The following is a 20,929-nucleotide window of genomic DNA, read 5'->3' on the forward strand; positions in this document are numbered from 1 at the left end:
TCAGTTCTGCCTTTCGAGGAGGAGGCCCGTGGGCTCGGTCGGGGTGCCGTGGTCGGCGATCCGCTTCCCGCGCAGCCAGGTGGACTTCACGACGCCGTGCAGGGTCCTGCCCGCGTACGCCGTGACCTGGTTGCGGTGGTGGAGGGCGGCCGGGTCCACAGTGAACGTTTCTTCGGGGGCGAGCACGGCGAAGTCGGCGTCGCGGCCGGCCTCGATCGCGCCCTTCTGCGCCAGCCCGGCGAGGGCGGCCGGGGCGGCGGACATCCAGCGCACGACGTCCTCCAGGGTGCGCCCGCGGCGGCGCGCCTCGGTCCAGATGGCGGGCAGGCCCAGCTGGAGGGAGGAGATGCCGCCCCACGCGGTGGAGAAGTCGCTGGTCTTGAGGTCGGCCGTGGAGGGCGAGTGGTCGGAGACGATGCAGTCGATGGTGCCGTCGGCGAGCGCGTCCCACAGGAGGTCCTGGTTGGCGGCCTCGCGGATGGGCGGGCAGCACTTGAACTCGCTGGCCCCGTCGGGCACTTCCTCGGCGGTGAGGGTGAGGTAGTGCGGGCAGGACTCGACGGTGATCCGGACGCCCTCGGCCTTGGCCGCGGCGATCAGCGGCAGCGCGTCGGAGGAGGACAGGTGCAGTACGTGGACCCGCGCGTCCAGCCGCTTCGCCTGGGCGATGAGGTTGCCGATCGCGGTGTTCTCGGCGTCGCGCGGCCGGGAGGCGAGGAAGTCGGCGTACTTGGGGCCCGGGACGACGGGGGCGGCGTCGAGGTGGTGGGGGTCCTCGGCGTGCACGATCAGCAGGCCGCCGAAGCCGGTGATCTCGGCGAGGGAGGTGGCCAGCTGCTCCTGGTCCAGCTCGGGGAACTCGTCCACGCCGGAGGGCGAGAGGAAGCACTTGAAGCCGTAGACGCCGGCGTCGTGCAGCGGCGCCAGGTCCTTGACGTTGTCGGGGAGGGCGCCGCCCCAGAAGCCGACGTCGACGTGCGCCTTGGCGCGGGCGACCTCCTGCTTGGTCCGCAGGTGGTCGACGGTGGTGGTCGGCGGGAGGGAGTTGAGCGGCATGTCGAGGATCGTGGTGATGCCGCCGGCCGCGGCGGCGCGGGTGGCCGTCCAGAAGCCCTCCCACTCGGTGCGGCCCGGGTCGTTCACATGGACGTGGGTGTCGACCAGGCCGGGGAGCAGGACGTCGTCGCCGAAGTCCTCCAGCCGGGCTCCGGCCGGCACCTCGGCGTCGTGCGGGAGCACGGCGGCGATCTTCCCTCCGGCGACGGCCACCGAGGCGGCGCGCGTCCCCTCGGGGGTGATGACGCGCGTCGAGCGCAGTACCAGTTCCACAGCCGCGTCGGCCACCGGAACCTCCCCATCTACTTCCACAGAGCGAAATTCAACGTTCTGTTGACGGAGTCTTCCCCGCGATCCGGGGCCAGTCAAGAGCCACCGGACGGACCGCCGACCCGCCGGGACCGCAATTGGAGCTTTCCACAAGATGGAATTAAAGTTTCGCGATACAGAATGGAGCTATCACCACCGCGAGTCGGGCGGATCCCTGACCGGGGACGTCCGCCACCCGGACAAACCCTCTCTGACCGGCGGCGACGGCCCTCACCCCAGCACTGGGGCCGACGCCGTCGGCCGGGTAGGCTGCTCCCTTGCCTGCCAGCACCGAAAGGACCGCGCCGTGCCGACGTCCAGCGCCAGCACCACCGACGACGCTTCCTCCAAGACCCCTGCCGCGAGCGGTGGCGTCCAGTCCCTGGAGCGCGCCTTCGACCTGCTCGAACGGATGGCGGACGCGGGGGGCGAGGTCGGCCTCAGCGAGCTGTCCACCGCCAGCGGTCTGCCCCTGCCCACGATCCACCGGCTGATGCGCACGCTGGTGGCCTGCGGTTACGTACGCCAGCAGCCCAACCGGCGCTACTCCCTCGGCCCCCGCCTGATCCGCCTCGGCGAATCCGCCTCGCGCCTGCTCGGCACCTGGGCGCGGCCCTACCTCGCGCGGCTGGTCGAGGAGACCGGCGAGACCGCGAACATGGCCCTGCTCGACGGGGACGAGATCGTCTACGTGGCCCAGGTGCCCTCCAAGCACTCCATGCGCATGTTCACCGAGGTCGGCCGCCGGGTCCTGCCGCACTCCACCGGCGTGGGCAAGGCCCTCCTGGCCCACACCCCCGCCGACGAGGTACGCGCCCTGCTCGCCCGCACCGGCATGCCCGCGGCGACCGAGAAGACCATCACCACCCCCGAGGGCTTCCTGGAGGCCCTGGAGCAGGTCCGCAAGTCCGGCTACGCGGTCGACGACAACGAGCAGGAAATAGGAGTCCGCTGCCTCGCCGTCTCCGTCCCGAACTCCCCGACCGCCGCCGCGATCTCCATCTCGGGCCCGGCGGGCCGCGTCACGGAGGCGGTGGCCGAGTCCTTCGTCCCGATCCTCCAGGGCGTGGCCGCGGAGCTCTCGGTGGCCCTGTCCAGCCAGAGCCCGGCGTAACACCCCGCCCCGTACGTACGGACACGCACGCGCGCCCCGCCGGAGCATTCCGGCGGGGCGCCGCGCGTACGGGAAGGGCCTCAGCCGGCCGCCGGCTCCGCCGCCACCGGTTCCGTCAGGCGGCCGTCCGTCATCGTCGCCGTGCGGTCCACACGGTTCAGGTGGGCGGGGTCGTGGGTGACCAGGACCGTGGCGGTGGCCCGGGTGCGGGTCAGGGTGGTCAGGAGGTCCAGGACGGCCGCGCCGCGGTCGTGGTCCAGGGCGCTGGTCGGTTCGTCCACCAGCAGGACGGCCGGGTCGTTCATCAGGGCGCGGGCGATGTTGATCCGCTGGCGCTGGCCGCCCGAGAGCTGGTGGGGGCGTTTGCCGGCCTTGTCGGCCAGGCCCACCGCGTCCAGGAGTTCCATCGCGCGGCCGCGCGCGCCGCGGGCCGGGCGGCCCGAGAGGTGGGCCATGACCTGGAGCTGTTCGACGGCCGTCAGGGAGGCCAGCAGGTTCGGCTGCTGGAAGACGATGCCGATCCTCTCCCGGCGCAGGGCCGACTTCTCGGCGGCGGTCAGGCCCGTGGTCTCCTGCCCCGCGACCACGACCCGGCCCGCGTCCGGCGTGACCAGCGTGGCGGCCACCGCCAGCAGCGAGGACTTGCCGGAACCGGAGGGTCCGACCACCGCCGTCAGGGTGCCCGCGGGCACCTCCAGGCGGACCGCGTCCAAGGCGGTGAGCCGGCTCTCGCCGTCGGGGTAGGTGAGCGTGACGTCGTGGACGAGCAGGGTCATCGGGCGCTCCCGAGGGCGGTCAGCGGGTCGACGGCGGTGATCCGCCGGATGGACAGGGCGGCGCCCAGCGCGCCCAGCGCGATCATGATCGCGGCGGGCACGAGCACGGTGGCGGCGTCGAGGACGAAGGGCACCTCGCCCCCGCTGATCAGCGCGCCGAGGCCGGCCGCGAGCGCGGTCCCGAGCCCGGTTCCGGCGGCCAGCATCACCACGGCCTGGCCGAGCGCGTCCCGCAGCAGGTACGGGGTGGAGGCACCCAGTGCCTTCAGTACGGCCACGTCCCCGCTGCGCTGGATCGTCCACACCGTGAAGAAGGCCCCGATGACCAGGGCGGAGATGGCGAAGAGGAAGCCGCGCATCAGCTGGAGCGAGCTGTTCTCGGCCCGGTACGAGCCGATGGCGCCCAGGGCCTCGTCGACCGTACGGGTCCGCGTCCCGGCGGCCCTGTCCGCGGCGGCGAGGTCCAGGCCGCTGCCGGAGACGGCCACGACGGTGGCGAGGGTGTCGATGGAGGTGCCGGGGTTACCCACGCGCTGCCAGTCGTTGAGGTCCATCCAGACCACCGGGGTGTGGCTGTAGGCGGCGGTGCCGGAGACGGCGGCCACGGTCAGTTCGAGCTGGCCGATGCGCAGCCGGTCGCCCGCGGCGAGGCCGCCCAGCTCCTTCGCGGCCTTCTCGGCGAGGACCACCTGCCCCTGGGTCAGGCCCGCCCCGCGCGGCGGCAGCTTCCCGGCCGCGTCCACGCCGAAGACGGAGACGGCGGCGGTGCGCTCACCGGAGACGGCGTTGGTGGTGCGGATGCCGACCGGCTCCGCGGAGCTCACCCCGCGCCGGGCCCGCCAGGCCAGCCAGGCGGATTCGGGCACCTGGGAGTTGGTGAAGGAGACCTCCTGGTCCCCGGCGGGCGCGGCGAAGGCGAGGTGGGTGGCCGGCAGGCCGGTGACGGCCGAGACGTTCTCCCGGGCCAGTCCGGAGGTGAGCCCGGACAACAGGCCGACCAGCAGTGTGATCAGCAGGACGACGGCGCCCATGAGGGCGAAGCGGCCCTTGGCGAACCGTAGATCTCTCCATGCGACGAACATGTCCCCCACCCTGGTGTTCCGCGTGGGCACAGGACATCGCTCCACAGGGGAGATCTTCGTATCGAAAGACTCATCGGGACATCCAACTTTCGGTTGACCGGGGGCGGCCGCGTCCGACTTACGCTGGTTCGGCCATGACTTCCGCTCCTCTCCTCGCACCCCCGCGTCCCGCCTCCTCCGCGGCCGCCCGCGCCCTGACCCCCGTATCGGTGGTGCTGCGGCTGTGCCTGCACGCCCTGCTCGGCGGGCTGCTCGCGCTGGCCGCCGGGCGGGCCGTCGCCGACTCCGCGCCCCACGCCGGCTGGGTGCTCGCCGCCTGCGCCCTGCTCGCCGCCGTCTACGCGGCGGGGGTACGGGCCCCCGCCGTGCACCGCTCGCCCCGCGCCGGGGCGCTGTGGCTGGCCGGGCTCGGCGCGGCCTGGACGGGGCTGCTGGTGCTCTCCCCCGACGGGCTGTGGATCGCCTTCCCGCTGTACTTCCTGGAGCTGCACCTGCTGCGGCTGCGCTGGGGGGTCACGGCCGTCGCGCTGACCGCCTGCGCCGCCATCGGCGGCTTCCTCGCGCACAGCGGGGCGGTGACCCCGGGGGCCTTCCTCGGGCCGCTGCTGGGCGGCGCCGTGGCGGTGGCGACCGTACTCGGCTACCAGGCGCTGTACCGGGAGAGCGAGCGCCGGCGGCAGCTGATCGAGGAGCTGATCACCACCCGCGCCGAGCTGGCCGCGGCCGAGCGCAGCGCGGGGATCATGGCCGAGCGGGAGCGGCTGGCCCGGGAGATCCACGACACCCTCGCCCAGGGCCTGTCCTCGATCCAGCTGCTGCTACGGGCCGCGGAGCGGGCGCTTCCGGAGGGCGACCCGGCCCGGCCGCACATCGCGCGGGCGCGCGAGGCCGCGCAGGACAACCTGGCCGAGGCGCGCCGGTTCGTCCGCGCGCTCACCCCGCCCGACCTGGAGCACGGCTCGCTCGCCGCCGCGCTGGAGCGGCTGTGCTCGGGGGTGCCGGGGCCGCGGGTGCGGTTCTCGCTGAGCGGGCGGCCGCGGGTGCTGCCCACGCCGTACGAGGTGGCGCTGCTGCGGATCGCGCAGTCGGCGCTGGCCAATGTGGTGCGGCACGCGCGGGCCGGGCGGGCCGAGATCACCCTGACCTTCATGGACGCCTCGGTCACCCTGGACATCGTGGACGACGGCGACGGCTTCGACCCCGGCCCGGCGGCCACGGGCGCCTCGGGCGCGGCCGGCGGCGGCTTCGGACTGCCCGCGATGCGCTCGCGCGCCGAGTCCCTGGGCGGGCTGTTCACCGTCGAGTCGGACCCGGGCCAGGGCACGGCGGTGGCCGTGACCCTGCCCCTCCCGCTGGAGCCCCTGGCCGCGCACACCTCGGAGGCAGCCCTGTGACCGTCCGTCTCCTCCTCGCCGACGACCACCCCGTGGTACGGGCGGGCCTGCGCGCGGTGCTCGACACCGAGGCCGACTTCGCGGTGGTGGCCGAGGCCGCGACCGCCGAGCGGGCGGTGGAGCTGGCCGCCGCCGAGCCGGTGGACGTGGTCCTGATGGACCTGCAGTTCGGGCCGGGCAGCATGCACGGCTCGCAGGCCACGGCCCTGATCACGGCCCGCCCGGACGCCCCCCGCGTGCTGGTCCTGACCACGTACGACACGGACGCCGACATCCTGGCCGCGGTGGAGGCGGGCGCCGCCGGCTACCTGCTCAAGGACGCCCCGCCGGAGGAGCTGGCGGCGGCGGTACGGACGGCCGCCGCGGGCCGGTCGGCCCTGGCCCCGGCGGTGGCGCTGCGCCTGATGGACCGGATGCGGACGCCCGCGGAGGCCCTGACGAAGCGGGAGCTGGAGGTGCTGCAACTGGTCGCGGACGGCCTGTCGAACCAGCAGATCTCCAAGCGGCTGTTCCTCAGCCAGGCCACGGTCAAGTCCCATCTGGTGCACGTCTACGCCAAACTCGGCGTCGACTCCCGTACGGCGGCGGTGGCGGCGGCCACCGCCCGCCGCCTGATCCGCACGCCGTAGGGGCAGGCCGTACCCCTCAGGCCACCCAGTGCGGCCGGTCCACCGACGGGGCGAGCGGGGTGCCGTCGTGGAAGGCGGCGGCCAGGCGGTGCACGGCCTCGTCCAGGCGGGCGGCCGGGAGGGTGTACGGGATGCGGAGGCGGTGCTCGAAGGTGCCCGGGTCCACCCCGAAGCGGGCGCCGCGGCCGATGTGGACGCCCGCGGCGGCGGCCCGTTCGGCCAGGGCGGAGCTGACCGGCTCGCCCAGGTCCACCCAGAGCGAGAGGCCGCCCGGGGGCACGTTCCAGGACCACTCGGGGGTGTGCCGCTGGAGGGCGGCCACCAGGGCGGCGCGCTGGGCCCGCAGCCGGTCCAGGCGGGCGGGCAGGGCGCGGTCCATGCCCTCCAGCAGCGGCAGCGCGACGAGCTGGTCGAGGACGGAGCCGGTCATGTCCGAGGAGACCCGTACGGCCGTCAGCTCCGCGATCATCCTGGCGGTGGCCCGGATCCAGCCCACGCGCAGCCCGCCCCAGTGGGTCTTGCTGAGGGAGCCGATGGTGATCACGTGCTCGGCGCCGCCGCGCGGGGCCAGGGAGGCCAGGGGCGCGGGGGCGGGGACGTCGAGGGCGATGTCCGCGATGGTCTCGTCCACCACCAGCCAGGTCCCGGTGCGCCGGGTCGCGGCGAGCAGCCGCAGCCGCTGCTCCGGGGGCATCAGCGCGCCGGTCGGGTTGTGGAAGTCGGGGATGACGTAGGCGAGCCGCGGCACGGTCTGGCGCAGCGTGGACTCGGCGATCTCCATGTCCCAGCCGGCGTCGGAGACGGCGAGGGAGGCGGTGCGCAGGCGGGCGCGGCGCAGGGCGTCGAGGGCGTTGGCGTAGGTGGGGTTCTCGGTGAGGACGCGGTCCCCGGCCGCGCACAGCAGGCCGATGACCAGGGTGAACGCCTGCTGGGCCCCGGAGGTGACGAGGATCTGCTCGGGGCGGGTGGGCAGCCCGCGGCGGGTGAACCGCTCGGCGACGGCGGTGCGCAGGTCGGGCAGCCCGAAGGGGTGGTAGCCGGGGGTGCGGGCGGCGGCGGGCAGCAGCGGGGCGGCCCGGGCGAGGGCGTCGGCCACGGCGCCGTCGGGGGCGCTCATGGCGGCGACGGCCAGGTCGATGCCGGGATCGCCGTCGGGGCGGTGGCCGGCGCCGCCGAGGAGGGAGTGGGCGCCGACGGGGCGGTGGCCGTCGGGCAGCTCGGTCCAGGTGCCGGAGCCGCGCCGGCTGCGGACGTAGCCGCTTTCGCGCAGCAGGTCGTAGGCGCCGGTGACGGTGGCCCGGCTGGCGCCGACGGCCTCGGCGAGCTCGCGTTCGGCGGGCAGCCGGACGTGGAGGGCGATACGGCCGTCGAGGATCAGGGTGCGCAGGGCGTCGGCGAGCACGCGGTAGCCGGGGCGGGCCAGTACCTCGGCCGGGAGCAGGGCGGCCAGCTGGCGGCTGCCGAGGGTTCTGTCCGCTGTGCGGACCACTCGCCCGTTTGCCATGCCAACCTCCCCCGATTGGCTCTGACGGCCAGGCCAATCGGGGACCAGACTCGCGGTATTGGCCCCCGATTGGCAAGGAGATTGCCCGCGATGCTGACCGACCGTGACGAACGCGCCCTGCTGGCCGCCGCCGAGGACCGGGTCTCCCCGCCGCTGGGGATCGGTGCCGCGCTGGCTTCCGTACGGCATGCCCTGGCCCGGCGCACCCGGGAACGGACGCAGGAGCCCGGCCGGGAGCGAGAATCGGTGGCATGCCAGCCACCACGCACTCCGCTCCGCCCGTGATCGCCGGACTCCTGCTCGCGGCCGGGGGCGGCCGCCGGCTCGGCGGCCGCCCCAAGGCCCTGCTCCCCTACCGGGGCCGCCCGCTCGTCGAGAACGCCGTACGGGTGCTGCGCGAGGCGGGCTGCGGCCCGGTGCACGTGGTGCTCGGAGCCTCCGCCGCCGAGGTCCGCGAGCGCGCCGACCTCTCCGGCTGCGTGGTCGTGGACAACCCGGACTGGGCCGAGGGCATGGGCTCCTCGCTGCGCACCGGCCTCGCCTCCCTGGCCGGTACCGGCGCCGGTGCGGCCCTGGTCTCCCTGGTCGACCAGCCGGGCATCGGCCCGGCGGCCGTGGCCCGGGTCCGCGCGGCCTACCGCTCCCCGGCGAGCCTGGTGGCGGCGGCGTACGAGGGGGAGCGCGGGCATCCGGTGCTGTTCGGGGCGGACCGCTGGGCCGATATCGCGGAGACGGCGACGGGTGACAAGGGGGCGCGGGTGCATCTGTCGCGCCACGCCGGGGAACTGGTCCTGGTGGAGTGCGCGGACGTCGCGGAGGCTTTCGACATCGACACCCCGCCCGACCTGGCCCGTCTCGCCTGAGCGCCCTGTGACCGCCGTGGCACTGAGGGCCACCGGAACCGGGAATCTGTCGACTCAGAGAATCTCGACATCAACAAACCATTGAACTTCCACCATGAGGAAATTACTATCCACTGGTCAGAAGCGCCCTGAACCCACAGACGGCGCCCGCGACCGTACTTCGGAACTCTCCACACCCGACGGCACCGCGTGCCGTCTCGCGCGAGCATTCCCCGCGGCCGCCAGGCACCGCCGCTGAAGGAGTGACAGATATGTCCGCACCAGCGCCGTCCCCGCTGGCCATCGTCGACGCCGAGCCCCTGCCCCGGCAGGACGAAGTCCTCACCGAAGCGGCCCTCACCTTCGTGGCCGAGCTGCACCGGCGGTTCGCCCCCCGCCGCGCGGAGCTGCTCGCCCGTCGCGCCGAGCGCCGCGCCGAGATCGCCCGGACCTCCACCCTCGACTTCCTCCCGGACACCGCACAGGTCCGCGAGGGGGACTGGAAGGTGGCCCCGGCCCCGGCCGCGCTGAACGACCGCCGTGTGGAGATCACCGGTCCGACGGACCGCAAGATGACCATCAACGCCCTGAACTCGGGCGCCCGGGTCTGGCTCGCCGACTTCGAGGACGCCTCCGCTCCCACCTGGGAGAACGTCGTCCTCGGCCAGCTCAACCTGATCGACGCCTACGAGCGCCGCATCGACTTCACGGACCCCCGCACCGGCAAGGAGTACGCCCTCAAGCCGGCCGATGAGCTCGCGACCGTCGTGATGCGCCCGCGCGGCTGGCACCTCCAGGAGCGCCACCTGAGCTTCGAGGGCGCCCCCGCCTCCGGCTCGCTCGTCGACTTCGGCCTGTACTTCTTCCACAACGCCCAGCGCCTGATCGGCCTCGGCAAGGGCCCGTACTTCTACCTGCCGAAGACCGAGTCGCACCTGGAAGCCCGCCTCTGGAACGACATCTTCGTCTTCGCCCAGGACTACGTCGGCATCCCCCAGGGCACCGTCCGCGCCACCGTCCTGATCGAGACCATCACCGCCGCGTACGAGATGGACGAGATCCTCTACGAGCTGCGCGACCACGCGGCCGGGCTGAACGCGGGCCGCTGGGACTACCTCTTCTCCATCGTGAAGAACTTCCGCGACGGCGGCGAGAAGTTCGTCCTGCCGGACCGCAACGCGGTGACGATGACGGCCCCGTTCATGCGCGCCTACACCGAACTGCTCGTCCGCACCTGCCACAAGCGCGGCGCGCACGCCATCGGCGGCATGGCGGCCTTCATCCCCTCCCGCAAGGACGCCGAGGTCAACAAGGTCGCCTTCGCGAAGGTCAAGGCCGACAAGGACCGCGAGGCGGGCGACGGCTTCGACGGCTCCTGGGTGGCCCACCCCGACCTGGTGCCGATCGCCATGGCCTCCTTCGACGCCGTGCTCGGCGAGAAGCCGAACCAGAAGGACCGGCTGCGCGAGGACGTCTCGGTGGCGCCGGGCGAGCTCATCGCCATCGACTCGCTGGACGCGAAGCCCACGTACGAGGGCCTGCGCAACGCCGTCCAGGTCGGTATCCGCTACATCGAGGCGTGGCTGCGCGGTCTCGGCGCGGTCGGCATCTTCGGCCTGATGGAGGACGCGGCGACCGCCGAGATCTCCCGCTCGCAGGTCTGGCAGTGGATCAACGCCGGTGTGGTCTTCGAGAACGGCGAGACGGCCACCGCCGAGCTGACCCGGAAGCTGGCGGCCGAGGAACTGGCCGCCCTGCGCGCCGAGGCCGGCGAGGAAGCCTTCGCCGCGGGCAAGTGGCAGCAGGCGCACGACCTGTTCCTCCAGGTCTCCCTGGACGCGGACTACGCGGACTTCCTCACCCTGCCCGCCTACGACCAGCTGGCCGGCTGACCGCACCCGGACGGCCCCCGCGCTCCCGTCGCCCCCGCCGCCCTCGCCGCCTCCGGGCGGCGGGGGCGGTGCCGTTCCCCCGGCGGCCGTTCCCTCAGCGCTTGCGCTTCACCCGCAGCCGCGCGTTCTCGATCAGCGCGCGGGCGTGGTCCGGCGGCCGCTGGTTCGGGATCCAGCCCCGCTCCAGGGCCCCTTCCACCGGCTCCAGCTGGGCCAGGGCCTCCGCCGCCGCGTCGTGCTCCAGCAGCACCGCGCCCAGCAGCAGCCGGGCCTCCAGGGTCTCGGCCGCCTCCGCGCCGAGCAGGTCCGTACGGCCCGCGACCACCGCGCGCAGCAGCGGGGCCGCCTCCTCGCCGCGGCCGCAGGAGAACAGGCAGAGCGCCAGGTCGTAGGCGGCCCGGTGGTATTCGGGCGAGTAGTCCCCGTGGGTGTCCGCGCGGGCCTCCGCTATCCGCCGCAGCGGCACCAGCGCCTCGGTCAGCCGCCCCAGGTGCCACAGCCGGCTGGCCCAGGCCCGCAAGGACATGATCGCCTCGTCGTTGTACGGACCGAGCACCGCGACCCGCTGCTCCGCCAGCTCCTCGCTGAGCTGCAGCGCCTCCTGCACGTCCCCCAGCGCCCACAGGCAGTCCGCCTCCACCCGGCGGGCCCGCAGGGTGGCATCGGCGTTCGGGCCGTTGACCAGCACCCGGCGGCGGACGACCTCCCGGCTGGAGAAGAGCCCCGCCTCGGGCCGGTTCGACAGCCAGTTGCTCTCCGCGTCCCGCAGCATCCGGTCGGTCTCCGTGTCGTGCGCGGCGAGCCGCTGGCGGGCCCAGCGGGTGCCGCGGGCCTCCAGCGGGGACACGTCCAGGACCACGGCGGCGAGTTCGGCGGAGGCGGGCCGGTCCCCGGGCCGCTTCTCCAGCAGCGCGGACAGCAGCAGGTCCAGCGCCGCCGGCAGATCGGGCCGCAGGACCGACAGCCGCTCGGGCCGCTGCGTCAGATGGGCCCGGCGGTAGTCCTCGCGGTCCACGCACAGGCCGAAGGGGCGTACCCCGGTGAGCAGTTCGTACGCCAGGCAGCCGAAGGAGTAGAGATCGCCCAGGTAGGTGACCGGCCCGCCGTTCCACCGCTCGGGCGGCATGTAGGGGGCGCTGCCGATGGCCTGGCCGGGGGCGGTGAGCTGGGTGAAGGGCTCGGGCCCGACCAGCTTGGCGATGCCGAAGTCGCAGACCTTGACGGAACCGTCCGAGGTGAGCAGGACGTTGGAGGGCTTGATGTCCCGGTGCACGATCTCGGCGCCGTGCACATCGGCGATGCCCTGGACGATGCCGCGCAGGAGGGGCGCCGCCCAGCGCCAGGTCCGGTCGGCGATGAAGCGGGCCGCGAGCTCCCGGTCCAGGCCGCGCCCCGTGACGTACTCCATCGCCAGGTAGTCGATGTCCCCGTCGGAGCCGGAGCCGAGCAGGCGCACGGTGTACGGGCTGACCACGCGTTCCAGGGCGCGGGCCTCGTGCCGGAAGCGGGCGCGGGCCTCGGGCGAGTCCAGGGACTGCGCGAGGATCGTCTTCACGGCGAGGGCCTCGCCGCTGGTCACGTCGGCGGCGTGCCACACCTCGCCCATGCCGCCGCGCCCGAGCAGCCGCTCCAGCCGGTAGCGGCCGTCGAGGAGGGTTCCGTCCAGGGGGCGGCCGGGCACCGTCACACCCGGCCGATCACGGTGTGGACCAGGGGCCTGACGTGCGGGGTCCGGCCGACGACCTGGTAGGCGGGGGCGACGCACAGGCTCAGCGGCTCGTGCTCGTCGGAGCGCGGCCAGACCTCGTGCAGCCGCGGATCGGGGGCCTGGCCCAGGCGCAGTTCGAAGTTCCAGCGGTGGACCCCGCCCAGCTCCGCGACGCGCGCCCGCAGGGCGGCGGTCTCCCGGTGCAGGTCGGTCACGGTGCCCAGCGGCACCTGCGGGCCGAGCACCCGGGCGGCCGAGCGGTGCCAGTCCTCCTCGGCGGCCGGATGCTCGGCGAGGACGGTGCGGAAGACGGCCGCGGCGAGCCGTACGTGGGTCTCCGCGCGCTGGTGCGGCTGCTCGGCGGCGGCCTCGGCGGCGTACCGGCAGTGGCTGATGATCCGGTCGCGCAGGGCTCCGTAGGCCCGGGAGGTCTCGTGGTGGGCGCTCTCCAGCTCCGTGGTGCGGTCGGCGCGCAGGGCGTGCACCGCCTCGTACAGCTTGTCGAGCCGGCCGTTGGCCTCCTCGCGCTGCGCGCGCAGCGCCCGGACCTCCGCCCGCAGGGCCTTCACCTCGTGGAACACCTTCCACGGCATGAGTCCGCCCTCGGGCAGGGGCGCGGAGGCGGGGCGGTCGGGTACGGGGTGCTCCATCTCGTGTCCCTCTTCACTGCTCGGGGATGCCGGCGAACTCGATGACGGTCTCGCAGCGTGCCTCGGTGCGCGGATTGACGACGGTGACCCCGATCTCGGTTCCGCCGAAGGTGAAGTAGAGGTCCACCCGGCGGTCCTCGACCTCCTCCTCCCCCACCGACTCGGAGATGTCGACGAGCACGGTGCCGAGGAGCCGCACGCCGGGTGTGTTGACCGTGAGGTCCTTCACCCCGGGCACCGCGTACAGCGACACCTCCATCTCCCGCTGCTGGGCGCTGAGCGGCATCAGGCCGTAGCTGCGCTCGCTGCCGACGCGGACGGACTCCCCCATGAGCACGAGCGGGTCGAGGACGCCGTCGCGGAAGGCGCCCTGTCCCCTGACCCTGGTGATGGGGAGGGCGCGCACGGCGCCGCGCTCCCGGAACAGCGCGCCGAAGCGGCGCCGGGCGGAGATCTCGACGGCGTACGTGTTGGACGCGCGCCGGGAGTGCACGACCTCGGGGCGGCAGGCGTAGTGCACGGCTCCGCCGAGCACGGCGCGGGAGGGGTTCGGCGGGATCACCAGCTGGACCGCGCCGGGGAACTCCTGGTCGAGGTGGCGGGCGAGGCGGGTCTGGACGTAGTGGGACTGGGCGAAACCGCCGACGAGGATCACGCGCAGGCCCTCGCCGGCGACGGCCGGGTCGGCGAGCAGTTCGCGGATCTGGGTGTCCACGAGCTTCACCAGCGGTTCGGTGGTGCCCTGGAACAGGCCGCGCATCACGTCGGGTTCGATGACGACGTGGTCGTCCACCCCCTGCTGCTCGGCGGCGAGGCGTTCCGTTCCGCCGTGCGGGTCGATGATGCGGCTGGCCTTGAGGGAGATGGGGATGCTGACCGGGCTGTCGCTGTCGCCGCGGAAGTGGGTCTTCATCCGCTCGAAGTCGTCCATCAGCTCCAGGAGCTGGGCGGGGGCGGCCTCCAGGGCCTTGAACGCCGCCTGGCCGAGGCGCGGGGCGAGCACCTGGACCTGGAAGCGGCGGTTGATGTAGTTCGAGCCGAGCTTCCCGCCGGAGGGCCGGCGCAGCTGCTCCAGGGCGCCGTCGGCGGTGCAGCGGTAGGCGGCGATGTCCACGGTGCCGCCGCCGCAGTCGACGACGAGGGTGGCCAGGGAGCCGAGGCCGCCGATCCCGGCGGCGCCGTCCTGGGCGCAGTAGACGGTGGCGGCTTCCGGTTCGGTGACGAGGATCAGCCGGTCGCGGTCGTCGGCGGGGAATCCGGCCAGGCGGGCTGCCTCGCGCATCAGGTTGCGCTGCTCGGGCTCCCAGATGGCCGGGACGGTCAGGCACCAGCGGATGTCGGACTCCAGGAAGCCGCCGCCGACGATGCGGTCGAGGGCCGCGCCGCGCAGCCGGCGCAGATAGGCCGCGATGAGCGGTACGGCCTGTTCCGGGGTGCCGACGAGTCCGCCGCCGGGGCCCTGGGTGCCCTCCGCGCCCTCGGGGCTCAGCCACATCTTGAAGCCGTGCTCCAGGCGGCCCGGTTCGCCCGCGGAGCCCGCGCGCCGGGCGGCGTACCCCCAGTCGCGGTCGTTGCCCTCGGGGTCCAGGAAGAGGGCGGAGAGATTCTTCGGGTAGGTGAGGGGCGCGTCGTCCCACTGGTCCGGATAGTCGATCTGGCGCTGGTCGGGCATCTCCGCCCCGGCCGGGAGCACCGCCCAGGCGAATCCCGAGCCGTGCGTCCCGAAGTCGATGGCAGCCACAACCCTGTACTTCATGCGTGCCGTCCCCCTCGTCCTCACCGTGCCTGCGGCCGGAAGGGTGGTCATTGTTACACAGGGTGCATGACGTCCGGACTGCGCGTCAGCTGATCGCCGGAGAAAGGAAGTTGACCGGTTCCGGCCGCTCCCGTGAGCCGAACGACCGATCGGTCGTTACTCGTTCGTAACGCGCCTGTACCTAGCGGTAACAAGAGGGCCCGTGTCACCTTTCCGGTGCCACCGGCCGGCGGCTCCCCCACCTTCCCGCCACGCGACGCGGTCGTCGCCGACTTCGCCGTGGCCGAACGCAGGAGTTCCGCTGTGATCGGATTCCGCAACCTCAGCACGGGCCGGTACCGCCGCCGGGTGCGACGCCCGGCCGGCGCCGCCGCCGCACTGGCCCTCACCGCCGGCGTGCTGCTCGCCGGCGGTGCCGGGACCGCCGCTGCCGCCCCCGGCACCGGCCCGACGGCCGTGGTGTCCCTGGGCGACAGCTACATCTCCGGCGAGGCCGGCCGCTGGAAGGGCAACACCCTCACCAACTCCGGGAGCCGCTACGGCACCGACCGGGCCTGGGTCAGCGGGAACGTATACGATCCGGCGCGCGTGTACGGGAGCACCGCGGGCGGCTGCCACCGCTCCGACTCGGCCGAGGTGCGCAGCGCCGGGCCCGTCGCGGACGTGGCCGTGAACCTCGCCTGCTCGGGGGCGACCACCGACAACGTCTTCCGCGCCTCGCAGGGCGGTGTCCCCTTCCGGGGCGAGGCCCCGCAGGCGGACCAGCTCGCGGCGGTGGCCGCCAGTCACGATGTGAAGATCATCGCCCTGTCGGTCGGCGGCAACGACCTGGGCTTCGCCGACATCATCAAGAGCTGCGCGTACGACTTCATCCTCTGGAACTCCTACTGCCACGACGACCAGCAGTACGCCGTGGACCAGAAGATCGACGCGGTCATGGCGAAGGTGGCCAGGTCCGTGGACGAGGTGCGCGCGGTGATGCGTACGGCCGGGTACGCGGACTCCTCGTACCGGATCGTGCTCCAGTCCTACCCCTCCCCCATCCCCCGCGGCGCGGAGAACCGCTACCCGCAGAGCGACTGGAGCCGGCTCAACACCGGCGGCTGCCCGTTCTGGAACCGGGACTCGGACTGGGCGCGCGACTCACTCGTCCCGCAGATCGCCGGCCGCATCAAGGGCGTGGCCGCGGCGAAGGGCGTGCAGTTCCTCGACCTGCGCGACATGCTCCAGGGGCGCGAGGTGTGCGCGAAGGCGAGCAAGCTGGTCGGCTCCACCGTCCCCGCCTCGGCGACGAGCAGCGAGTGGGCACGCTGGATCGACAACAACGAGTCGCAGGGGCTGATCCAGGAGTCCATGCACCCCAACTTCTACGGGCAGCTCGCCGCGGGCCGCTGCCTGGCCCTGGCCGTCGCCCAGCCGGCGAACTCCGCGAGCTCGTGCCGGAACACCGCCGGGCGGGACCACACGGGCATGGTGCTGACCCCGGCCTCCTGATCGCCGGGGCCGCGTGACCGGCGGCGGACGTACGGCGGCGCGTACGCCACACCCGCAGTGGGTGGCGTACGCGCCGTCGTCGTGTGCCGTCCGCCGACGGCTGTCAGTGGACCGGTACGGGCTCGGGTGCGGTCCCCGAGGCCGCGCGGTTCCTCGCCCCGAGGTGGTTGAAGGCGAGGTTCAGCGCGATGGCGACCACGCAGCCGGTGCTGATGCCGGAGTCGAGGACGACCAGGAGGTCCTTGGGGAAGGCGTGGTAGAAGTCCGGGGCGGCGATCGGGATCAGGCCGATGCCCACGGAGGCGGCGACGATCAGGGCGTTCTCGCCCTTCTCCATGGCCGCGCCGGCCAGGGTCTGGATCCCGCTGGCGGCGACCGAACCGAAGAGGACGATGCCGGCGCCGCCGAGCACCGGCAGCGGGACCACGCCGATGACGGAGGCCGCCATGGGGCACAGGCCCAGCAGGATCAGGATGCCGCCGCCCGCGGCGACGACGAAGCGGCTGCGCACCTTGGTCATGGCGACCAGGCCGATGTTCTGGGCGAAGGCGCTGCACATGAACCCGTTGAAGAGCGGGCTGATCGCGCTGCCGAGGGTGTCGGCGCGCAGGCCCCCGGCGATGGTCCGCTCGTCCGCCGGCCGGCCGACGATCCGGCCCAGCGCGAGGATGTCGGCGGTGGACTCGGTCATGCAGACGAGCATCACGATGCACATCGAGATGATCGCGGCGACCTGGAACTGCGGGGCCCCGAAGTGGAAGGGGGTGGGGAAGCCGACCAGCGGCGCGTTGCTGACGGCGTCGAAGCTGGTCATGCCGAGCGGCAGGGCGATCAGGGTGCCGGCGACGAGGCCGAGCAGGATCGAGATCTGCTGGAGGAAGCCGCGCAGGAACTTGCGCATCAGCAGGACGATCACGAGGGTGACGGCCGCCATGCCGATGTTCTTCATCGAGCCGTAGTCGGTCGCGACCGGGTTGCCGCCCTGCGACCAGTTGAAGGCGACGGGGAGCAGCGAGACACCGATCAGGGTGATGACCGTGCCCGTGACCACCGGCGGGAAGAAACGGACGAGTTTGCCGAAGTAGGGGGCGGCGACGAAGCCGATGACCCCGGCGACGATGATCGCGCCGAAGATGATGGGAAGGGCGTCCGGGCCCTCCCCCTTGCCTATCGCGATCATGGGCGTCACACCGGCGAAGGACACGCCGTTGACGAAGGGGAGCCGGGCGCCGATCTTCCAGATGCCGAGGGTCTGCAGGAGGGTGGCGAGCCCGGCGGTGAAGAGGGAGGCGCCCATCAGGAAGGCGGTCTCGGTGGCGGAGAGTCCGACGGCGGGGCCGACGATCATGGGCGGGGCCACGACACCCGCGTACATGGCGGCCACGTGCTGGAGGCCGCTCGTGAACATTTTCAGCGGAGGCAGGGTCTCGTCGACCGGGTGCTTCTCCTGCGGTACTGCGACTGCGTCTTTGCGAAAGCTGGGCGGATTGGCCACGGCTTCCTCCGGTCGGGTAACACGTCGGCAGGGACGTGGGTGTCTTGGAGGTGGTGCGAAGGCTGTGCGAGTCGAGCGCTGGTGGAGTGGTGGGGGTGGTGGGGTGGTAGGTGATGCGGACAGTGCGGAAACGATTCGCCCATTCCTCGTTCCCGTGGTGCGCCGTGGCGCGTGTCGCACGAGTCACCGCCCCGGGGGACGCCCTTCGGATCGCCGAGGGCGCCGCCCGGGAACGGCTGCCCGCGGACCCCGCTCGGGTCCGCGGCCGCCGGCCGGGGGCCGTCCCCCCCGGCCGGACACCGTGGTATCAGCCCTGCGCGATCCGCGCGAGGCGCTGTGCCTCCTCGCGGGTGGAGACCGCGATGGCGTCCTCGTCCGCGAAGAGCAGTCGGTTGTTCTCCACGATCTGCTTGCCGTTGACGAACGAGGCCGTCACCGGGGCGGCCGCGCCGAAGACCAGGGCCGTGACCGGGTCGGCGATCGAGGAGTGCAGGAAGGTGCTGAGGTTCCACAGCACCAGGTCGGCGCACTTGCCGGCCTCCAGCGAGCCGATGCTGTCGGCGCGGCCGAGGACCTGGGCGCCGCCGTACGTACCGAGGCGCAGGGCCTGGCGCGCGTTCAGGGCGCGCTCGCGGTGCACCGGGTTCAGCCGGTTGATCAGGAGCGCGTTGCGCAGCTCGGTGTGGAGCTCACCGGACTCGTTGGAGGCGGTGCCGTCCACGCCGAGGCCGACCGGGACGCCCGCGGCCAGCATGTCCGGTACCCGGGCGATGCCGGCGGCCAGCCGGGCGTTGGAGGACGGGCAGTGCGCGACGCCGGTCTTCGTACGGGCGAAGGCGGCGATGTCGGAGTCGTTCATGTGGACGCTGTGCGCCATCCACACGTCCTCGCCGAGCCAGCCGGTCGACTCGAAGTAGTCGGTGGGGCCCATGCCGAAGAGCTCGTGGCAGAACTTCTCCTCCTCGACCGTCTCGCTGCCGTGCGTGTGCATCCGTACGCCGAGGCGGCGGGCCAGCTCGGCGCCCTGCTTGAGCAGTTCGGTGGAGACCGAGAAGGGGGAGCAGGGGGCGACGGCGACCTGGGTCATCGAGTCGAAGGAGGCGTCGTGGTACTTCCGCACGGTCGCCTCGGTGTCGGCGAGCGCGCCCTCCAGGGTCTCGACGGCGTGGTCCGGGGGCAGGCCGCCGTCCTTCTCGCTGCGGTCCATGGAGCCGCGGGCGAGGGTGAAGCGGACGCCCATCTCGGACGCGGCGCGGATGATCGAGCCGGACAGGTCGCCGGAGCCCTTGGGGAAGACGTAGTGGTGGTCCATGGCGGTGGTGACACCGCCCCTGGCCATCGCGGCGAGGGAGCCCTGCGCGGCCGTGTAGGTCATCTGCTCGTCGATGCGCGCCCAGGTCGGGTAGAGGGCGACGAGCCAGTTGAAGAGGTTGTGGTCGGTGGCCAGGCCGCGGGTGATCCACTGGTAGAAGTGGTGGTGGGTGTTGACCAGGCCGGGGGTCACGAGGTGCCCGGTGCCGTCGATGCGGCGGACCACGTTGTCGAGGTTGTCGGGGGCACTGCCCGCGCCGATGGACTCGATCCGGTTGCCGGCGATGACGATATGACCCGAGGCGTACTCGGTGTCGTTCGCGTCGACGGTCGCGATCGCACAGTTCTCGATGACGATGCGCGCGGCGGCGCTGTCATGGGCTGCCGATGCTGCCATGGGACTTCCTCGTGCTTTCAGTGGCGGTGCGGGCACGGCAGGACCCAGGGGATTTGAGTGCCGGAGCCGGGGGCCTGGGCAGCTGACAGTACTGCCGCCCCGCGCGGTGCTCCGGGTGCCGATTCAGGAAGTGGGGGTCGTGTCGCCCGGGCCCGGGGCCACTGCGGGGCCCCGGGCCGTGCGTGCCGTACTAGAGGTTGGTCATGTCCACCGGGATGCGCGCGTCGGCGCCGTCCCGCAGGATCGTGGCCTCGATCAGACCGTAGGGGCGGTCCGCGGCGAAGTACACCTCGTTGTCGTTCTTGAGGCCGAAGGGCTCCAGGTCGACGAGGAAGTGGTGCTTGTTCGGGAGCGAGAAGCGGACCTCGTCGATCTCCGAGCGGTGGTTGATGATCCGCGAGCCCATCTGGTACAGGGTCTGCTGGAGCGACAGGGAGTAGGTCTCCGCGAACGCCTGGAGCATGTGCTTCCTGGTCTCGGCGTAGGACTTCTCCCAGTTGGGCATCCGCTGCTCGTCGTCCGACCAGCTGAACCGCCAGCGGCCCGACACCTGGGTGGCCAGGATGCGGTCGTACGCCTCCTGGAGGGTCGTGTACTTGTCCTTGACGTAGCCCCAGAACTCCGAGTTCGTGGAGTTCATGACGACCAGGTCCTTGAGGCCGGAGATGACCTCCCAGTTCCGGCCGTCGTAGGTGATCTGGGTGACGCGGGTCTCCATGCCCTGGCGGACGAAGGAGTGGTTCACCTCGTCGGAGCCGATGAACTTGGAGTTCGCGTCCGAGGTGGCGATCCGGTCCCAGCCGTACTCCTCGATCCGGATGCGCGCGCGCTGGATCGGCTCCTGGCTGTTGACGAACCAGCGGGCCAGGTGGATGCCGAACTGCTCGGCGGACTCGATGCCGTGCTCCTTGGCGAAGGCGTACACCGTGTTCTTGGTGGTGTCCGTCGGCAGGACGTTGGCGTTGGAGCCGGAGTAGTGGACGTCGTCCATGTCGCCGGAGAGGGCGACCGAGACGTTCAGGTCCTTGATGTGGTGGGTGTCGCCGTCCCGCGTGATCTTGACGACGCGGTTCTCTGCTTTGCCGTACTGGTTCTGGCCGAGAATCGTGGCCATGCTAGCTCCCTCGGTAAACGGAGTAGCCGAACGGGTTGAGCAGCAGCGGTACGTGGTAGTGCTCGCCCGGGTTCACCGCGAACGTGATGGTGACCTCGGGGAAGAACGTAGCGCTGTCCCTTACGCGGGGGGCGTCCTGCTGCGCCTCGGCTTGCTTCTTGTGCTGATGCGAGAAGTACGTCTCGGTCTCGAAGCCGAGACGTACGTGGGTGGTGCCCTCCGGCAGTGCCGGCAGGTCTTTGCAGCGCCCGTCGGCGTCGGTGGCGGAGCCGCCCAGGGCCGCCCACTCGCCGTCGGATCCCGTACGGGCCGACAGGGAGATGGCGACGCCCTCGGCGGGCCGGCCGATGCTGGTGTCCAGGATGTGGGTGGACACCGACGCGGTGGTCGCGGTGCTCATGCTCTG

Annotated in this window: 18 protein-coding genes; 7 read left to right on the forward strand and 11 right to left on the reverse strand. The window is 72.8% G+C overall.

The window, feature by feature from the left end:
- The gene (gene allB, locus ABZ873_RS07915) at positions 1-1,344 is read right to left on the reverse strand and encodes an allantoinase AllB (RefSeq protein ID WP_360866880.1); all 1,344 of its coding nucleotides are present in this window, start codon (positions 1,342-1,344) and stop codon (positions 1-3) included.
- Positions 1,345-1,672: 328 nt separating this feature from the next.
- On the opposite strand from allB, the gene ABZ873_RS07920 reads away from it, so the two are divergent.
- The gene (locus ABZ873_RS07920; RefSeq protein WP_360866882.1) at positions 1,673-2,479 is read left to right on the forward strand and encodes an IclR family transcriptional regulator; all 807 of its coding nucleotides are present in this window, start codon (positions 1,673-1,675) and stop codon (positions 2,477-2,479) included.
- 80 nt (positions 2,480-2,559) lie between these two features.
- On the opposite strand, the gene ABZ873_RS07925 is transcribed toward ABZ873_RS07920, so the two are convergent.
- Together ABZ873_RS07925 and ABZ873_RS07930 are read right to left on the reverse strand one after the other, a co-directional pair.
- Positions 2,560-3,255: an ABC transporter ATP-binding protein gene (locus tag ABZ873_RS07925; protein ID WP_360866885.1), complete on the reverse strand. Its 696-nt coding sequence runs from the start codon at positions 3,253-3,255 to the stop codon at positions 2,560-2,562.
- A complete protein-coding gene (locus ABZ873_RS07930; RefSeq protein ID WP_360866888.1) occupies positions 3,252-4,337 on the reverse strand; it encodes an ABC transporter permease in 1,086 nt (361 codons plus the stop codon). The genes ABZ873_RS07925 and ABZ873_RS07930 overlap by 4 nt, the downstream gene beginning before the upstream one ends.
- A 134-nt stretch (positions 4,338-4,471) precedes the next feature.
- Between ABZ873_RS07930 and ABZ873_RS07935 the strand changes: the two genes are divergently transcribed.
- Complete coding sequence (locus ABZ873_RS07935; protein ID WP_360866891.1) at positions 4,472-5,731, forward strand: sensor histidine kinase; 1,260 nt, start codon at positions 4,472-4,474, stop codon at positions 5,729-5,731.
- Entirely contained in the window at positions 5,728-6,360 is a 633-nt protein-coding gene (locus tag ABZ873_RS07940; protein ID WP_360866894.1) for a response regulator transcription factor, read from the forward strand. Before ABZ873_RS07935 ends, ABZ873_RS07940 begins: the two co-directional genes overlap by 4 nt.
- A 16-nt stretch (positions 6,361-6,376) precedes the next feature.
- On the opposite strand, the gene ABZ873_RS07945 is transcribed toward ABZ873_RS07940, so the two are convergent.
- Positions 6,377-7,864 (reverse strand): PLP-dependent aminotransferase family protein, encoded by a 1,488-nt coding sequence (locus ABZ873_RS07945; protein WP_360866897.1) that lies wholly within the window; start codon positions 7,862-7,864, stop codon positions 6,377-6,379.
- A gap of 90 nt (positions 7,865-7,954) precedes the next feature.
- Between ABZ873_RS07945 and ABZ873_RS07950 the strand changes: the two genes are divergently transcribed.
- The 3 genes from ABZ873_RS07950 to aceB all read left to right on the forward strand — a co-directional run bounded on the left by ABZ873_RS07950 (position 7,955) and on the right by aceB (position 10,598).
- On the forward strand, positions 7,955-8,149 hold the full coding sequence (locus ABZ873_RS07950) for a hypothetical protein (protein ID WP_360866899.1): 195 nt from the start codon (positions 7,955-7,957) through the stop codon (positions 8,147-8,149).
- Complete coding sequence (locus tag ABZ873_RS07955) at positions 8,116-8,727, forward strand: nucleotidyltransferase family protein (protein WP_360866902.1); 612 nt, start codon at positions 8,116-8,118, stop codon at positions 8,725-8,727. The genes ABZ873_RS07950 and ABZ873_RS07955 overlap by 34 nt, the downstream gene beginning before the upstream one ends.
- Before the next feature lie 251 nt (positions 8,728-8,978).
- Positions 8,979-10,598, forward strand: a complete 1,620-nt coding sequence (gene aceB / locus ABZ873_RS07960) for a malate synthase A (protein WP_360866905.1) — start codon at positions 8,979-8,981, stop codon at positions 10,596-10,598.
- Positions 10,599-10,692: 94 nt separating this feature from the next.
- On the opposite strand, the gene ABZ873_RS07965 is transcribed toward aceB, so the two are convergent.
- From ABZ873_RS07965 to ABZ873_RS07975, 3 genes are read right to left on the reverse strand one after another with little or no spacing between them, the layout of a single operon-like run.
- The gene (locus ABZ873_RS07965) at positions 10,693-12,279 is read right to left on the reverse strand and encodes a serine/threonine-protein kinase (RefSeq protein WP_360866908.1); all 1,587 of its coding nucleotides are present in this window, start codon (positions 12,277-12,279) and stop codon (positions 10,693-10,695) included.
- 2 nt (positions 12,280-12,281) lie between these two features.
- Complete coding sequence (locus tag ABZ873_RS07970) at positions 12,282-12,956, reverse strand: hypothetical protein (RefSeq protein ID WP_360866911.1); 675 nt, start codon at positions 12,954-12,956, stop codon at positions 12,282-12,284.
- Between the two features lie 13 nt (positions 12,957-12,969).
- Positions 12,970-14,712, reverse strand: coding sequence for an Hsp70 family protein (locus ABZ873_RS07975; RefSeq protein ID WP_360866914.1), 1,743 nt, complete (start codon positions 14,710-14,712; stop codon positions 12,970-12,972).
- A 303-nt stretch (positions 14,713-15,015) separates the two neighbouring features.
- Between ABZ873_RS07975 and ABZ873_RS07980 the strand changes: the two genes are divergently transcribed.
- Positions 15,016-16,206 carry a GDSL-type esterase/lipase family protein gene (locus tag ABZ873_RS07980; protein ID WP_360866916.1) on the forward strand — a complete coding sequence of 397 codons (1,191 nt, stop codon included), beginning with the start codon at positions 15,016-15,018 and terminating at the stop codon, positions 16,204-16,206.
- Between the two features lie 103 nt (positions 16,207-16,309).
- Here the strand turns inward: ABZ873_RS07980 and ABZ873_RS07985 are convergent, their stop codons facing one another.
- From ABZ873_RS07985 to uraH, 4 genes are all read right to left on the reverse strand, one after another.
- On the reverse strand, positions 16,310-17,701 hold the full coding sequence (locus ABZ873_RS07985) for a nucleobase:cation symporter-2 family protein (protein ID WP_360866919.1): 1,392 nt from the start codon (positions 17,699-17,701) through the stop codon (positions 16,310-16,312).
- A 307-nt stretch (positions 17,702-18,008) separates the two neighbouring features.
- Positions 18,009-19,409: an 8-oxoguanine deaminase gene (locus ABZ873_RS07990; protein WP_360866922.1), complete on the reverse strand. Its 1,401-nt coding sequence runs from the start codon at positions 19,407-19,409 to the stop codon at positions 18,009-18,011.
- Between the two features lie 190 nt (positions 19,410-19,599).
- On the reverse strand, positions 19,600-20,523 hold the full coding sequence (gene pucL / locus ABZ873_RS07995) for a factor-independent urate hydroxylase (RefSeq protein WP_360866925.1): 924 nt from the start codon (positions 20,521-20,523) through the stop codon (positions 19,600-19,602).
- Position 20,524: 1 nt separating this feature from the next.
- A complete protein-coding gene (gene uraH, locus ABZ873_RS08000; protein ID WP_360866928.1) occupies positions 20,525-20,923 on the reverse strand; it encodes a hydroxyisourate hydrolase in 399 nt (132 codons plus the stop codon).
- Positions 20,924-20,929: the final 6 nt, after the last annotated feature.

This window comes from Streptomyces sp. NPDC047014 (assembly GCF_040644195.1).
Taxonomy (GTDB): Bacteria; Actinomycetota; Actinomycetes; order Streptomycetales; family Streptomycetaceae; genus Streptomyces.